A 15,741-nucleotide genomic window follows, 5' to 3' on the forward strand; every position below is an offset into this window, starting at 1 on the left:
AATTTTACTCTTTCTTAATTTTAAATTTTACTACTGTTCAGCATTTTCAGTTGAACGCTGAGTATCTTTCAAATTGCTTGCCAAAAATATTTTTTATGATTAAAATCAATAAAAAAACCACTTAGCGTTTAAGTGGTTTTAATTTTATGCATTTGATTATTAATGACTTAAATCTTTAAATAAACATTTGTTTAGATGTTGTCTAAATTGACATTTTTGTCAAAAGTGGTATTCTAAAATGAAATTATTTTATGAAAATTACTAGGCATCATTCAGTTTTCTATAAAAAGATAAAGCTTCAATGATATTTTTCTGGCTGCACTGATGATCATAGTTGCAGAAACCTATCCCTGTAAGCAGAGAAAAGTTGATTTTACTGTCTGTATTCTTTTTATCATTCAGTAATAATGCGGTAATATCTTCATCTTTAAAATCGCTGATGTCGAGGTATGGATAGTATCTCTGGATGTTTTCAATGATAATTTTTGAATCTTCTTTAGAGATAAGATTTTCAAGATATGCCAGATGAGCTTCGGCAATCATTCCCATCGCAACTGCTTCCCCGTGAAGAATAGGATTTTCCTGCTGTAAACATAAACTTTCCACAGCATGTCCGATGGTGTGCCCGAAATTAAGCGTTTTTCTGATATTCTGTTCGTGGAAATCCTGATCTACTACATTCTGTTTAATATTCATAGAAGCCTGGATATGAGGAACAACGGTTTCCACTTCCAGTTTACGGATCTGAATCAGCTGGTCCCAATGATTTTTATCAGCAATTAGTCCATGTTTCAGCATTTCTGCAAATCCGCTTCTTAATTCTTTAAAAGGCAGTGTCTCTAAGAATTTTGGATAAATAAAGATTTGTTCAGGAAAAGCAAAAGTTCCAACCATATTTTTATAGTGCATCAGATCAATCCCTGTTTTTCCTCCTATGGAAGCATCACACATCGATAAAAGGGTAGTAGGGATATTAATGAATTGGATTCCTCTTTTATAAGTAGAGGCAACAAATCCTCCCATATCGGTAATTACACCACCACCAAGGTTGATAACCAGTGCTTTTCTGTCTGCCTGCATTTCCGTAAGAATTTCCCACAGCTGATTGGCTGTCTGGATATTTTTCATTTCTTCTCCGGCTTCGATCTCTAAAATTTCAAAGCCAAGATCGGTTTCCATATTGCCCAGAAGAACCGGAAGACAGTATTCATGAGTATTTTCATCTACAAGAATAAAAATTTTACTGAAAGATTTCTGGTGAAGAAACTCGTTGAGCTGTGAAAAATTATCGTTTAATATTGTTATCATCTTTGATTGTATGTAAAGTTAAAAATGTAAACTATAGTGCAAAGTTATGATTCTTAATTTTTAACTCGTAACTAAATTACTATCTTTGCATAAATTTTTAGAATGAGCAGAGATAATAATAATTCAGATAGACCAAAGAGACCAAGAATTTCAACCAAGAAAAGTTCTGATGATTCTCGTGCTTCCAGATCTGGAAATTCTTCAGGATCAAAACCTTTTAAAAAGCCTTTCTCTAAAGACGGAGGAAAAAAAGGGCCGGAACATAAAGGATCCAACTCAAGATTTGAAAAGAAACCTTTTAAAAGAAATACGGACAGTTTCGAAAATTCCAATGACGATTTTGGTTCAAAATCTGAAAGAAAACCTTATATCACCAACAAAAGTGAGAGCTATGAGAAAAAATCTTTCGGAAAACCTAAGAGAGGCGGAAAAAATTTCGATACAAGAGATAAGTATGAAAGAGGCAGTCTGAAATACGGAAGAAGACCTTCCAGCGGTGATGACAGAAATGATGACAAAACGAGATCTTTTGTTCAGAAAAGGAGATTGAATAAAATTGAAAAAGACGTTAACAAAGACAGTATCCGTCTTAATAAGTATATCGCTAATTCCGGAATCTGCAGCAGAAGAGAAGCTGATGAGCTGATTACTCAGGGATTGGTAGAAGTCAACGGAAAGGTGGTAACTGAAATGGGATATCAGGTACAGAAAACAGACAGAGTTGTTTTTGACGGACAAAGCATTACTCCTGAAAAGCCTGTATATGTACTGTTGAATAAGCCGAAAGGGTATATTTCTACTACCAAAGATGATAAAGCCAGAAAAACTGTAATGGATCTTGTTGCGAATGCTTCTCCATACAGACTTTTCCCGGTTGGAAGACTGGATCGTTCCACAACAGGAGTTATCTTACTGACCAATGACGGTCACATGACTAAAAAACTGACGCATCCTTCTTTTGATGCCAAAAAGATTTATCATGTAACATTGGATAAAAAACTTACCGGTGAAGATTTACGTCTTATTGCAGAAGGTATCCGTCTTGATGAAGGAGTAGCTGTTGTTGATCAGATTTCATATATTGAGGGGAAACCTAAAAATGAAGTCGGAATTGAGATCCACATCGGATGGAACCGTGTTATCAGAAGAATTTTCCAAAGATTAGGATACGAAGTGGAAGCTTTAGACAGAGTAATGTTTGCCGGATTAACGAAGAAGAATATCAAAAGAGGACACTGGAGAATCCTTACAGAACTGGAAGTAAACAACCTTAAAATGCTTTAAACAGTACTTTTGAGAGTAAAGAATAAAAAAGCGCAGAAAATAATTCTGCGCTTTTTGTTTTTATATCGTTGTACGTCTTATTTATTATCCCAGAACAGTTACTCCTTTCTCAATCATTTCATAGATGGCATCTCTGGCATTGTCTGGTTTTACATTTACTGCACGTGTTCCATTGAAATGAAGACAGGTTATATATCCATTAGCTACTGCATCCTGTGCAGTGAACTTAACACAATAATCTAATGCCAGTCCTACGATTTCTACCAATTGAATGTCGTGATATTTTAAGAAATCATCCAAACCGGTTTTCATAAAGTGATTGTTATCCTGAAAACCGCTGTAGCTGTCAATTTCAATATTTTTACCTTTTTGTATAATATGGGTTACTTTATCTCTGTTCAGATCTTTATGGAATTCTGCTCCGAAAGTCCCCTGAATACAATGATCCGGCCACATAAATTGCGGAACTCCATTGAGAATAATGCTTTCCCCCACCTTTCTTCCATTGCTGCTTGCAAAACTTTTATGACCTGCAGGATGCCAGTCTTGTGTAAGAACCACCTGATCATATTCATTTTCCTCCATCAAGAGATTGATGTATGGAATAATTTCGCTGGCTCCAGGGACAGCAAGTGCTCCGCCTTCACAAAAGTCATTCTGTACATCGACTATTATTAACGCTTTTTTCATATATTGATTTCTCGAATTTTTGATAAATTTACAAAACTAATCTTCAAAAATTTGTCCAAACCCTAATTATCGGACAAATCGGCAACATAAATTTTTCAATGCTTATCAACGAAGAACTTAACACTTAAAATAATTGAATTTTGTCTGCAACGTATGCTGTTTTGAGGCATGAACCAAATATCAATAGCGTATCTTTGCGGGAAATAAGTATTTTATGTCATTTGAATCGTTAGGATTATCACACAATATTATTCGTTCTGTCAAAAAGTTAGGGTATTTAAAACCGTTTCCAATCCAGGAGCAGGCTGTTCCTGTCATTTTGCAGGGAAAAGATCTGATGGGAATTGCGCAGACAGGTTCCGGGAAAACGGCGTGTTTTGTGATGCCGATTTTAGAAAAATTACAGAATGCAGAAGTAAAAAAAGATCGTAATGTTCAGGTTCTGATATTGGTTCCTACCCGTGAACTGGCTATTCAGATCGATGAAGTTTTCAGGGCATTCACAGAAAATTTAAAGAGAGAAGTCCGTACAATGGCTGTGTACGGAGGTGTTTCTATCAATCCACAGATGAAGGGAATGTTTGGTGTGGAAGTTTTGATTGCCACACCGGGACGTCTGTTAGACTTAATTGATCATAACGCATTGAGTATTTCAGGCATTAAACATTTGGTGATTGACGAAGCCGATAAAATGTTTCAGCTCGGCTTTGGCGAAGAAATGAATAAACTTTTTGCCATGATGCCTGTGGCGAAACAGACTACTTTATTTTCAGCAACCCTGAATGATAAAGTTTCAAAAATGAAAGAACGTCTTTCCATCAATCCTGCGATTATAGAAATTAAAAAAGAAGAGGTTGAAATTGACAATATCGAACAGCTGGCATACCATGTTGCTCCCGAAAATAAAGGACCTTTTTTACGATATTTAATTAAAGAAAAGAAAGTTGAAAAAGCACTTGTTTTCGTTTCATCCACAAGGTCTGCGGATAATCTGGTAGAGAAACTTAAAAAGAATAAAATAAAAGCAGTGGCCATTCACAGCCAGAAATCTCAGGGAGCGAGAAGAAACAACCTGGAAGAATTTAAAGTAAACGGAGCCCAGATTTTGGTGGCTACAGACTTAATTGGACGAGGAATCCATATTGAATCTCTGCCATGTGTTATCAATTATGAATTGCCGCGTTCGCCGCTGGATTATATTCACCGTATTGGAAGAACAGGACGCGCCAACGAAAAGGGAATCGCAATCAGTATTCTGACGGATGATGAATTACAGCATTTCCGGGTGATTCAAAAGAAAATGGGTAGAAAAGTAACCCTGCAAAGAACAGAAGGTATTGATTTACATGGATATTAATCATTGATAATAAATAAAAAGGGTTTCAGTGTATACAATTGAAACCTTTTTTAATAAAAAAATCGGTACCACAAAAATTACTATCGGTACAATTAATGCTTTATTCACTTTAAATTCTTGAATTTTTGATAAATTCGCACAAGCTGAAATTCGTATATTATTCTAATAAATAATAATACAGATCGGCAATCATTAAAAAATTAAAACCTGAGCAATGAGTGATTTAGAGAAAAAAAAGTTCCCGATAGGACCGTTTGAAGTGCCAGAAAACATCTGTGATATCACATTGGATACTTATATCAAAGTCATTAAAGACTTTCCCGGCCGGCTAAAGAACCTCATTGAACATTTTACAGACGACCAACTGGATACACCTTACAGAGAAGGAGGCTGGACGGTAAGACAGCTGATAAATCACCTTTCAGACAGTCATATGAACAGTTTTATCCGCTTTAAACTGGCTCTCACAGAAGATAACCCTACCATAAAACCGTATAACGAGGCAAAATGGGCAGAGCTTCAGGACAGCTTTCATATGCCTGTAAAACCTGCTATGAGAATGTTAAAAGGAACCCACCAGAGATGGGTAGTGCTTCTTAAAAGCCTTACCAATAAACAGTTTGAAAGGACTTTCCATCATCCCGAGCATCAGAAAAATTATAATTTAAGAGAAAGTCTTGCATTGTATGTGTGGCACTGTGATCATCATTTTGCTCATATTGAAAACCTGAAGATTGAGAAAGGTTGGTAAGGAAGAGTCTCAATAATCCAATATACTATCAGGAAATTATAGATAGAATTTCTTTGTTATCTGAAAACTCCACCGGAAGATGGGGAAAAATGAACGTGTGCCAAATGCTAAAACATTGTGATCTGGTTCTTCAGGTAGCTTTGAAAAATCTGGAACTTCCCCGTATCAATCTCTTGTTTGGAACAATAGGGGTTTTTACTAAAATAGAAATGTATGTTTTCAATAATGGAATTCCGAGAAACATGCCTACTTTTCAAAAACTAATCGTTAATTTTGAATGTGATTTTGATGAATCAAAAACCAATCTGCTGAAAACGCTGGAAGAATTCCGGGAAGCCTGTGAAAATGGCAATTTGCCGGATCACCACAGACTATTCGGAAACATGACTGAAAAAGACTGGACATTTTTAGAATACAAGCATCTTGATCATCATCTAAAACAATTTAATGTATGAGTTTTTTTGATAAAATATTCGGTGGGAAAAGTGAAAACCCTGAGCAAAAAACATTCTGGAAAAAGATAGAATCTGAAGAGGATCTTACAAAAGCTATAGAAGATTCTTTTCAAAATAAGATCGCCATATTCAAGCATTCTACAAGCTGTTTTATCAGCAGAACTGTTCTGAAAAATTTTGAAAAAGAAGTAGAGAATTCAGAGCAGCCGGTACATGTATACTATCTGGATTTATTGGCTCACCGACCTGTTTCCAACAAAATAGCCGCAGATTTTGAGATCAGACACGAAAGTCCGCAGCTGATTGTCATAGAGAACGGAAAACCTGTTAACAGTGCTTCACACCAGGATATTTCTTTAAGCCAGATTGTATCATGAAGAATATAAATAATTATTTAGCCAAAGTTTTAAATGTTCCACTTCAGAATGTGAACACCTGCAGCCTGCACTATGAGGTAAAGAAAATTCCAAAAAATCAGTTTCTTCTTCAGTATGGTGAAATTTGCCGTCATATATTCTTCGTAGAAAAAGGGCTTTTAAAAATGTATTCCATTGATAAAAACGGAAAAGAACATATTATACAGTTTGCTCCGGAAAGCTGGCTGATTTCTGACCGAAGCAGTCTTTATTTCAATGAAAAGTCTATTTATTATATAGAAGCCGTGGAGGATTCTGAGGTTTTGTTTCTCCATCCTGACTTCTTCAACAAACTGGTAGAACAATTTCCGAACAGTATTGAAAGAAGTGATTTTCTCCTTCAGAAACACATCAGAAGCCTTCAGAACAGGATCAACTCTTTGCTGGGAGAGACTGCAGAAGAAAGATATATGAAATTCATCAAAATGTATCCGGATTTACTGCTGAGAGTTCCGCAATGGATGATTGCATCTTATCTGGGAATTACTCCTGAGAGTCTGAGCCGAGTAAGAAAAGAACTGGCAAGGAAAAATTTCATCCCGGATAATAAATAAAAAAAGCTGGAAGATGGGAGAGGGAAGCCAGAAGTTCTGATCAATACAAAGAACTGTTAAACACCCTTATTAATAAGAATTGAAAAAATCTATTCTTAAAACTATAATCACTTCCATCTTCCAGCCTCTATCTTCCTTACCTCAAATCAATCTTTTTGGCTAGCTGTCCAACCTGTCTGAGTTTGGCCTGTGTATTTTCCGACCATGGAAGCCCTATGCAGAGTCTCATACAATTTTCAAACTGCTCCTGAAAAGTAAACATTCTTCCGGGCGCGATACTTATGTTCTGTTTGATAGCCAGATCATATAATTCTGTTGTACGAATATTTTTATCAAATTCTATCCATAAAGACAAGCCTCCCTGTGGACGGCTGGTTTTCGTACCTTCCGGAAAAGATTCTGCAATGGTCTGAACATAATTCTGATAATTGATCTGTAATGTTCTGCGCAGCTGCTGAAGATGTTTTTCATATTTTCCGGATTTCAGGAAATTAGCCACCGCTTCATTCACAATGGAAATAGAAGAGGTAGAGTGCAGAAGCTTCAGCTTCATGATTTTGTCTTTATATTTTCCAGGAGCAATCCAACCTACGCGGTAACCAGGAGCCAGAGTCTTTGAAATAGAGCTGCAATACAGTACATTTCCGTCTTTATCAAAAGATTTACAGCATTTCGGACGACTGGAACCAAAATAAAGGTCTCCATACACATCATCTTCTATCAACGGAATATTATTTTCAGAAAGTATTTTTACAATTTCTTTTTTATTTTCATCAGGCATACAGCTTCCCAACGGTGAATTAAAATTGGGAATCAGGAGACAAAGATCTATTTTGGGAATTAACTTTTTTAAAGCCTCAATTTCTATTCCTGTAGTAGGATGTGTAGGAAGCTCCAGTACCTTTAATCCCAGCCCGTTGGCCAGCTGAAGAATTCCGGGATAGCAGGGACTTTCGATCGCGACGGTATCTCCTGGCTTTCCTAAAGCCATCAAACAGAAAGAAAGGGCATTCATTCCTCCATTGGTGGTGATAAGATCATTTTCGCTCAGATTGCCTCCCCATTGTAAGGAACGTACCGCAATCATTCTTCTTAATTTCAGATTTCCCTGAAGTTCTTCATATTCGGTACCACCATCTTTTAATTCCCTGGTGGCATTCACAATTTCTTTTTTTAGTTTAGCCTGCGGCAAAAGATCTCCCGACGGAATTCCGATAGAGAAGAAGGTAAGATCCTTTTTACCCATATTTTCATATACTTTACTGATCAGCTCATCCGGTTCATCATTATTGGCGATCAATGACGGACGGCTTACTTCCGGCAAAGGGAGTTTTGCTGAAAGCAGCTGACTTACAAAATAGCCGGACTGCGGTTTGGATTCTACCAAAGACTGGGATTCCAGTTCCAGAAAGACACGCTTGGCCGTATTCATGCTTACCTGATGTTCCTGACATAGCATTCTCACTGAAGGAAGCTTGTCTCCGGCCTTAAGAATACCATTTCTGATCTGTCCTGCAATACCGTCTGCAATTTCCGTGTACAAAAATTCTTTACTCATATTGTTAAACTGTGCTCATGCAAATATACAAAACTGATACTGTGTTTATCGGATTATCCTTTCTAATTTTGAACATCAGTTAAAAAGTTTGAATACCATGTTGACAAAACAAATATCAAAAGATGAAAATATAAGTGGCTGGATCAATGGCTTTATAGGTGTCGTATTATTTAGTGGAGGTTTGCCGGCCACAAAGTTAGCCGTAATGGAAATGAGCCCCATTTTTGTAACGATTGTTCGTGCGGCTGTTGCAGGAATTCTTGCGCTTATCGTATTATGGCTGGGTAAAGAAAAACGTCCTGTTAAAAAAGATTTAATTCCATTACTTTTGGTTTCCCTTGGCTGTGTGGTAGGTTTTCCGCTTCTTTCTGCATTGGCACTTCAATATCTTACTTCAGCACATTCTATTGTATTTCTTGGAATGCTGCCTTTGGCAACAGCTGTATTTGGAGTGATGCGTGGTGGCGAAAAACCCCATCCTATATTTTGGTTTTTCTCTATTACAGGAAGTCTTTTGGTGATTGGCTATGCTGTTTCGCAGGGGATATCAGCGTCACCTGTTGGCGATATTCTGATGCTGCTTGCCGTTATTTTATGTGGTATGGGTTATGCTGAAGGCGCGAAGCTATCTAAAACATTAGGCGGCTGGCAGGTAATTTCCTGGGCTTTGGTATTGGCACTGCCTGTTATGATTCCTTTATTTTTTATCTATTTTCCTGATGATATTGAAAATGTTAGTTTTCAGGGATGGTTTGGAATGGCTTATATTTCGATTTTCAGCATGTTTATCGGGTTTATATTTTGGTATAAAGGACTGGCACAAGGCGGAATTGCTACTGTTGGACAGCTGCAGCTGCTTCAGCCTTTTTTTGGCTTGGCACTCGCAGCCTGGCTTCTTCATGAGCAGGTAAGTGTGGGAATGCTGGGGGTGACAGTGGGCGTCATCTTATGTGTTGCAGGAACTAAAAAATTTGCAAAATAATTAAATATAAAGCATTATGACTCAAGTCATAAGAAAACGGCTTCACAATAGTCTATTTTTGATACATCACCACAAAATAGAGCATTATGAAGTTTATTATATCAAGCCTGCTTATAGGATTTATGGTCCTGAGCTGTAAAAAAGAATCCAAAACAGAAACCAATGTTACAACAGATACTGTCATAGCTGATACCATCAGAACGGATTCTGTTTCCACGGTAAATCCAATCCCTTCCGATACAGTACACAGTGATACGGTTTCCTCAGAAAAACTTACAGATACCACGACAACCCCTAAAAATAAAATTCCAAAGAAATAGCAGTTTTTTCTGTTATTACTTTGAAAAACCCGTTTTTATTAAGTAAAAATGGGTTTTATTATTTTGTATTTCTACAAATTGTTGAAATTACAGCTTAAATATGTGGTATCAAAAAATCAATTTAATTGCATTTTTAGTGGTAATACTTAACCAATAAATAAAATATACAATTAGAGTTATTAATATTTTTAACTTTTTTTAACTTTTAAAACAATCATTAAGGTGTACTTTTTGCACTCATTAAGTATCGATTACCAATATATATTTTACTAAGATTAAGAAGAGGAGAAGAAGAAAACAACACCAAAAACAACTATTATGGTTATCGACGAAAACATTTTGATTTCAGCGGGAGCAGAAACGAGACACTATAACCCTTCAGAAGTGATATTCTGCGAGGGGGATATACCCAATTACTACTACCAGATTATTAACGGAGAAGTAAAACTCAATAATTATAATGAGGAAGGAAAAGAATTTATTCAGAATATTTTATCCGACGGAGAAAGCTGTGGAGAATCTATTCTTTTTATAGAAAAACCTTATCCTATGAATGCTGAAGCTATTACAGAATGTACTGTTTTAAGGCTTCATAAATCCATTTTTTTCAATCTGCTGAACCAAAACCCCGAATTATACATGGAGGTCAACAGTTTTCTCTCCGAACGCCTTTACTATAAATTCATCATGATGCAGAATCTTTCATCGCAAAATCCTTCGATACGACTTAGAGGACTGATGGATTATTTGAAGAGTTTCCAGAAAGATGCACGTCCTTATTCATTCCTGATTCCTTTAACTAGACAACAGATGGCTAGTCTTACAGGTTTGTGTGTAGAAACCGCAATAAGGACCATCAAACATATGGAAAGGGATAAAATCGTAAGAATTGAAAATCGTAAAATTTTATATTAGCATTCATTTGACATAGAAAATTTTGTGATTTTTTTCATTTAAATCTTTCTGAAGATATGAAAACGATAAGCTGTATGAATATTGATGAAAGTCTCCTGTACTCCATGAGTGCAGAGGACAGGAACTATAAAAAACGGGAATCAGTTTTCAAAAAAAAGGATTCCCGTATTATAAGACTTTCCAAAAATATTTTCTTTGAAATGACAGACGGGAATCCTGATCTTTCAATGGAAGTGAATGCCTGCTTATCGCAGGAAATCTATTATACTTTAAAAATGGGACAGAGTCTTGCATCAGAAAATGCTGTGCGGAGGCTGAAAGGTTTACCGGATTACCTGAAAAGCTATCACCATGAAGACTGTCTAAAATATTCCACATTGAATTGGCAGGACAACAGATTGTCAATCCTACGGACATGCATATGGAAAATGTATTCCGGGCTCTTGAAAAGATGAAAAAATCTGGCAGAATTATCATAAATGACTGAAAAATTTTGTATTAATCCGCATTAACATGATCCAGGTCATAAAAAAGTGAATTATTCTGACGTACATTTGAAATATAAATTTTCAATCCAATTTTCTAAACCTTAGTAAAAAAGGAACGTAAAAAGCATTTGCTTTTATTATCATTTTAAAATTACCGACATCCAACTGTTGCCGTCTAATACTAGTCACGGGCTGCAATACACATCACTAAATATTAATAAAAAAAATTCAGTTATGAACACTAGAAATTCAAGAAACCGCAGTTCAAGAGGACAGTCACATTCATCAGAAAACCTTGAAGAAGTATATCAGTTAGGATATGATCATGGTTTCAACGATGCAACCAGAGATGAAGATTATGATGATGATTTTTCAGAATATGAAAATTATTTTGATAATGAAAATGAGGATTATGACGATGACTACGATGAAGATGATTATGATGAATACGACGACGATTATGATGATGAAGATGATGATGATTATGACGACGAAGAAGCAGACGATGATGATGATCAGAGAGGCCGTAGAGGAGGAAGAGGTGGTTCCAGAGGCGGAAACGGTAACCAGCAGAGAGACAGCCAGGGAAGATTTACTTCCGGTAGAGGTGGTTCTCGTGGAGGAAACTCCGGTGGTGGTTCCCGCGGACGTTCAAGTTCTGGTTCCGGCTCCAGATCAGGAGGCCGAGGCAGGTCATCATCAGGAGATGGTACTTCAAGAAGAGGTTTCGCTTCCATGAGTAAAGCTGAGCGTACAAGAATAGCCAGAATGGGAGGCCAGGCTTCTCATGGTGGAGGTAGATCTTCAGGCTCAGGCTCCAATTCAGGAAGAGGAGGTTCATCCAGATCAGGAAACAACAGTAACAGCTCAGGAAGAGGAGGCTCGAACTCCAACTCCAATTCAGGAAGTTCAAGAAGAGGATTTGCTGCAATGAGTAAATCTGAGCGTACAAGAATAGCCAGAATGGGAGGCCAGGCTTCCCACGGAGGCGGAAGATCTTCAGGTCGTTCCGGATTCGGAGGCAGACGTAATTCATAATTCTTTTTCCAGGATTGCCTCTTTAGCCATATATAAAGAGGTAATCCTTTAATAACAAACACCATTTACACCATGTCCAATAAAATATTAGAAACCAATACGGCAGTTTCTGCCACCAAAAAAGGTACGGCAGACAAGACAACTGTCAACCAGGATGAAATGAAAAATTCACCCCTTCACAAGTTCTTTGTGAGTGCCCTGAAGGACATTTATTTTGCTGAAAATGCCATTCTGGATGCATTGGAAAAAATGCAGGAAGCAGCTACTGCTGAAGAATTGAAAGATGCTTTTGAAGACCATCACCTTCAGACTCAAAAACATGTTAAGCGTTTGGAAAAAGTTTTCAAACTCATTGATGAAAAGCCTGAAAAGAAAGAATGCAAAGCTATCAAAGGGATTATTGAAGAAGGGGAAGAAGTCATCAAAGCTACAGAAGACGGCACGGCAACAAGAGATGTTGCCCTTATTATTGCAGCACAGAAGGTAGAACATTACGAAATTGCCACTTATGGTGGATTGGCCCAGCTTGCCATAACTATGGGACATGATAAGGCAGCCGATCTGCTTGAAAGAACGCTTCAGGAAGAAGAAGACACAGATTCTTATCTTACAGATATTGCAGAAACATCCATCAACTTTGATGCAGAACAGGAAGACTAAACTATGTAATAAGCCATGTAGCTTGTTCTATATGGCTTATTTTAATCATGAAATCAAAATATATGGAATGCCAGAAAATAATAAAAACACTGAGACATAAGGATTTTATAAAAATACCGAATACAGGGAAGTGTTTTGAAGACGGGGCAGCAATCTATGCAAAAGAGATCAAAAAAAATATTTTTCTTTTATTTATTATTCTGAAAGATATTGATATTGAAAATATACAGGCATTAATTGCTCACTTCGACTGCTTCGGCAGTATCGGATTAAAAGAACCGGAGCAGATCATGTTTTATTTATCCATAAAAGATAAAAATGACCTTCATTATTTTGAAAAATATCTGGAAGCTTCTAATAACTAAAAACCATTCTTAAATATGACTTTTGAAAACGACATTTTACAACATTCCGGCCTGAATGATAAAAATAATGCAATAGAGAATGAGTCTTTATTTCCGTCTATTATGAATTCTTACGGAGTTACAGCTTTTCTGATCAAGTCTTTAGAAAAGATTAAAAATAATGCTACCTGTGAAGTCCTGAAAGGAGTGATAGACAATTATATGGAAGAATACATCCTCAATATCCGTGAGTTTCATTTTAATAACACAACGAAAACCACAGATTTGGATGCTGAAATAAGATATGAGTCTCCTGCCTTCACCTTGTATGCCAAAACAGCGTATTACAAAGTTCTGAAGGAAGAAGAATATATCAACAGACTTCTTGAAATTCTGGGAAATAAGACAGATTAATTGCTGCGGTCCCATTATTTAACTGCTTTTGAAAGAAAATACACCAACCACAAAAAGATTATGAATATGAACACCAACGAACACAACAAAAAAGCAGAACAGCTGGATCTACACAGCACTTCCAATGAAAATGAAAAGCTGACCACCAATCAGGGCTTAAAGATCAACAACAACCAGGATTCTTTAAAAGCTGGCGAACGTGGCCCTTCATTGCTGGAAGATTTTATCCTGCGGGAAAAGATTACCCACTTTGATCATGAAAGAATTCCTGAAAGAGTAGTACATGCCAGGGGTTCCGGTGCACATGGCGTTTTTAAGCTTACTAAAAGCCTTGCAGAATACACTAAAGCAAAATTTTTAACAGAACTGGGAAAGGAAACTCCTGTTTTTGTACGGTTTTCAACTGTTGCGGGTAGCAAAGGAAGTACCGATCTGGCGAGAGATGTCCGTGGTTTTGCGGTAAAATTTTATACCGAAGAAGGAAATTATGACCTTGTTGCCAATAATATACCGGTATTTTTTATTCAGGATGCTATCAAGTTTCCTGATCTCGTACACGCTGTAAAACCAGAGCCAGACAATGAAATTCCGCAGGCTGCATCTGCCCATGATACATTCTGGGATTTTATTTCACTGATGCCCGAAAGTATGCACATGATCATGTGGCTGATGAGCGACAGAGCCATTCCGAGAAGTCTGAGAATGATGGAAGGCTTTGGAGTACATTCTTTTAAATTCATCAATGAGGCAGGAAAAGTACATTTTGTAAAATTCCATTTTAAACCCAGGTTAGGTGTTCATTCTGTAGCCTGGAACGAAGCTCAGATGATTTCCGGAGTAGATTCTGATTTCCATAAGCGGGATCTTTGGGAGGCCATAGAAAACGGGGATTATCCGGAATGGGATTTCGGTGTGCAACTTATTCCTGAAGAGGATGAGCACAAATTTGATTTTGATCTTCTTGACCCTACCAAAATAGTTCCTGAAGAAGAAGTTCCTGTACAGCTCTTCGGAACGTTAACACTTAACAGAAATCCGGATAATTTCTTTGCAGAAACCGAGCAGATTGCTTTTCACCCGGGACATATAATTCCTGGGATAGATTTCACCAATGATCCGCTGCTGCAGGGAAGATTATTTTCATATACCGATACTCAGCTTTCAAGACTGGGATCTCCCAATTTCCATGAAATACCGATCAACAGATCTATCAACACGGTTCATAACAACCAAAGAGATGGTCATATGAGACAGCAGATCGTGAAAGGAAAAAGCAGCTATGAACCGAATTCCATAGGCGGTGGATGTCCTTTCCAGGCGATGATGTCGGAAGGCGGCTTTACCTCCCAGCAGGAAAGAGTTTCCGGAGTGAAGATCAGAGAAAGAAGTAAAAGTTTTGTGGATCATTATTCACAGGCAAAATTATTCTATAACAGCCAGTCTGCACCGGAGAAAACACACCTTCAGAATGCATTGATCTTTGAATTATCAAAAGTAACCCGTCCTGAGATCAGAGAAAGACTGGTAGGACAGCTTGCCTATATTGATACAGACCTTGCCTGGAAGGTAGCAGAAAAATTAGGAGTGGAAGTTAAAAAACTGGAATGGCCCAATCAAAGTCTGCCGGCGGATAGTAATATGATAGACCTTCAAAGCGAAGAAAGAGAACCTCATACAAAGATATCCGATGCTTTAAGTATGAAGAATACGGTTAAAAATACAATTAAGAGCCGTAAAATTGGCTTTATTCTGGCTAATGGCGCTGATGGAGGAGTTGTCAATGATCTTAAAACAAAACTTGAAGCAGAAGGTGCCAGAGTTGAACTGATTGCAACAAGTGTTGCTCCCGTAAAACTGAATGACGGTTCAGAACTGACTCCGAAACATTCTCTTAGCACTACAGCAAGTGTCTGTTTTGATGCCCTTGCCATCTGTCCGGGAGAAGATTCTGTAAAAGAACTGATGATTGCTGAAAACAAACATCTGGTTCTGCATTTCATCAATGAAGCTTATAAACACTGTAAAGCAATTTACTTTGGAAAAGATACGGAGGTACTTTATCACAATTCCAACGTATCAGCTAAACAACATGAGGATCCCGGAATCATTACATGGGAAGACGGAGATCCGGCAGATAAATTCATCCAGGCAATTGCCCAACACAGAGTCTGGGATCTTGAAAAGGAGAGAAACGCGTAATCATAAAA

Annotated in this window: 18 protein-coding genes; 15 read left to right on the top strand and 3 right to left on the bottom strand. The window is 37.3% G+C overall.

What is annotated here, in order from left to right; all coding sequences use genetic code 11:
• Positions 1-261 precede the first annotated feature (261 nt).
• Positions 262-1,308 (bottom strand): 3-dehydroquinate synthase, encoded by a 1,047-nt coding sequence (aroB, locus tag JNG87_RS18340; protein ID WP_202840196.1) that lies wholly within the window; start codon positions 1,306-1,308, stop codon positions 262-264.
• A gap of 102 nt (positions 1,309-1,410) precedes the next feature.
• On the opposite strand from aroB, the gene JNG87_RS18345 reads away from it, so the two are divergent.
• Positions 1,411-2,592 carry a pseudouridine synthase gene (locus JNG87_RS18345; protein WP_228449368.1) on the top strand — a complete coding sequence of 394 codons (1,182 nt, stop codon included), beginning with the start codon at positions 1,411-1,413 and terminating at the stop codon, positions 2,590-2,592.
• An 84-nt stretch (positions 2,593-2,676) separates the two neighbouring features.
• Here the strand turns inward: JNG87_RS18345 and pncA are convergent, their stop codons facing one another.
• On the bottom strand, positions 2,677-3,282 hold the full coding sequence (gene pncA, locus JNG87_RS18350; protein ID WP_202840198.1) for a bifunctional nicotinamidase/pyrazinamidase: 606 nt from the start codon (positions 3,280-3,282) through the stop codon (positions 2,677-2,679).
• Between the two features lie 214 nt (positions 3,283-3,496).
• On the opposite strand from pncA, the gene JNG87_RS18355 reads away from it, so the two are divergent.
• The 5 genes from JNG87_RS18355 to JNG87_RS18375 all read left to right on the top strand — a co-directional run bounded on the left by JNG87_RS18355 (position 3,497) and on the right by JNG87_RS18375 (position 6,815).
• On the top strand, positions 3,497-4,639 hold the full coding sequence (locus JNG87_RS18355; RefSeq protein ID WP_202840200.1) for a DEAD/DEAH box helicase: 1,143 nt from the start codon (positions 3,497-3,499) through the stop codon (positions 4,637-4,639).
• Positions 4,640-4,853: 214 nt separating this feature from the next.
• On the top strand, positions 4,854-5,390 hold the full coding sequence (locus JNG87_RS18360) for a YfiT family bacillithiol transferase (RefSeq protein ID WP_202840202.1): 537 nt from the start codon (positions 4,854-4,856) through the stop codon (positions 5,388-5,390).
• Positions 5,384-5,845 (top strand): DUF1569 domain-containing protein, encoded by a 462-nt coding sequence (locus JNG87_RS18365; RefSeq protein WP_262896820.1) that lies wholly within the window; start codon positions 5,384-5,386, stop codon positions 5,843-5,845. Before JNG87_RS18360 ends, JNG87_RS18365 begins: the two co-directional genes overlap by 7 nt.
• Complete coding sequence (gene ytxJ, locus JNG87_RS18370; protein WP_110008852.1) at positions 5,842-6,222, top strand: bacillithiol system redox-active protein YtxJ; 381 nt, start codon at positions 5,842-5,844, stop codon at positions 6,220-6,222. Before JNG87_RS18365 ends, ytxJ begins: the two co-directional genes overlap by 4 nt.
• On the top strand, positions 6,219-6,815 hold the full coding sequence (locus JNG87_RS18375; protein WP_110008853.1) for a Crp/Fnr family transcriptional regulator: 597 nt from the start codon (positions 6,219-6,221) through the stop codon (positions 6,813-6,815). Before ytxJ ends, JNG87_RS18375 begins: the two co-directional genes overlap by 4 nt.
• Before the next feature lie 136 nt (positions 6,816-6,951).
• Here JNG87_RS18375 and JNG87_RS18380 read toward each other — a convergent pair whose 3' ends face one another.
• A complete protein-coding gene (locus tag JNG87_RS18380; RefSeq protein ID WP_202840204.1) occupies positions 6,952-8,373 on the bottom strand; it encodes a PLP-dependent aminotransferase family protein in 1,422 nt (473 codons plus the stop codon).
• 97 nt (positions 8,374-8,470) lie between these two features.
• Here JNG87_RS18380 and JNG87_RS18385 point away from each other — a divergent pair, with 97 nt between their 5' ends.
• The 9 genes from JNG87_RS18385 to JNG87_RS18425 all read left to right on the top strand — a co-directional run bounded on the left by JNG87_RS18385 (position 8,471) and on the right by JNG87_RS18425 (position 15,733).
• Entirely contained in the window at positions 8,471-9,355 is an 885-nt protein-coding gene (locus JNG87_RS18385) for a DMT family transporter (protein WP_202840205.1), read from the top strand.
• Between the two features lie 86 nt (positions 9,356-9,441).
• Positions 9,442-9,675, top strand: coding sequence for a hypothetical protein (locus JNG87_RS18390; RefSeq protein ID WP_202840206.1), 234 nt, complete (start codon positions 9,442-9,444; stop codon positions 9,673-9,675).
• Between the two features lie 318 nt (positions 9,676-9,993).
• Positions 9,994-10,590, top strand: coding sequence for a Crp/Fnr family transcriptional regulator (locus tag JNG87_RS18395; protein WP_202840207.1), 597 nt, complete (start codon positions 9,994-9,996; stop codon positions 10,588-10,590).
• Positions 10,591-10,646: 56 nt separating this feature from the next.
• On the top strand, positions 10,647-11,045 hold the full coding sequence (locus JNG87_RS18400; protein ID WP_202840208.1) for a hypothetical protein: 399 nt from the start codon (positions 10,647-10,649) through the stop codon (positions 11,043-11,045).
• Between the two features lie 267 nt (positions 11,046-11,312).
• Positions 11,313-12,116 (top strand): KGG domain-containing protein, encoded by an 804-nt coding sequence (locus tag JNG87_RS18405; RefSeq protein ID WP_202840209.1) that lies wholly within the window; start codon positions 11,313-11,315, stop codon positions 12,114-12,116.
• A 72-nt stretch (positions 12,117-12,188) separates the two neighbouring features.
• The gene (locus JNG87_RS18410; protein ID WP_202840210.1) at positions 12,189-12,776 is read left to right on the top strand and encodes a ferritin-like domain-containing protein; all 588 of its coding nucleotides are present in this window, start codon (positions 12,189-12,191) and stop codon (positions 12,774-12,776) included.
• 47 nt (positions 12,777-12,823) lie between these two features.
• Positions 12,824-13,141: a hypothetical protein gene (locus JNG87_RS18415; protein WP_202840211.1), complete on the top strand. Its 318-nt coding sequence runs from the start codon at positions 12,824-12,826 to the stop codon at positions 13,139-13,141.
• Positions 13,142-13,156: 15 nt separating this feature from the next.
• Positions 13,157-13,534, top strand: a complete 378-nt coding sequence (locus JNG87_RS18420; protein ID WP_202840213.1) for a hypothetical protein — start codon at positions 13,157-13,159, stop codon at positions 13,532-13,534.
• A gap of 60 nt (positions 13,535-13,594) precedes the next feature.
• Complete coding sequence (locus JNG87_RS18425; RefSeq protein WP_202840215.1) at positions 13,595-15,733, top strand: catalase; 2,139 nt, start codon at positions 13,595-13,597, stop codon at positions 15,731-15,733.
• Positions 15,734-15,741 lie beyond the last annotated feature (8 nt).

It is taken from the genome of Chryseobacterium cucumeris, from assembly GCF_016775705.1.
Taxonomy (GTDB): domain Bacteria; phylum Bacteroidota; class Bacteroidia; order Flavobacteriales; family Weeksellaceae; genus Chryseobacterium; species Chryseobacterium cupriresistens.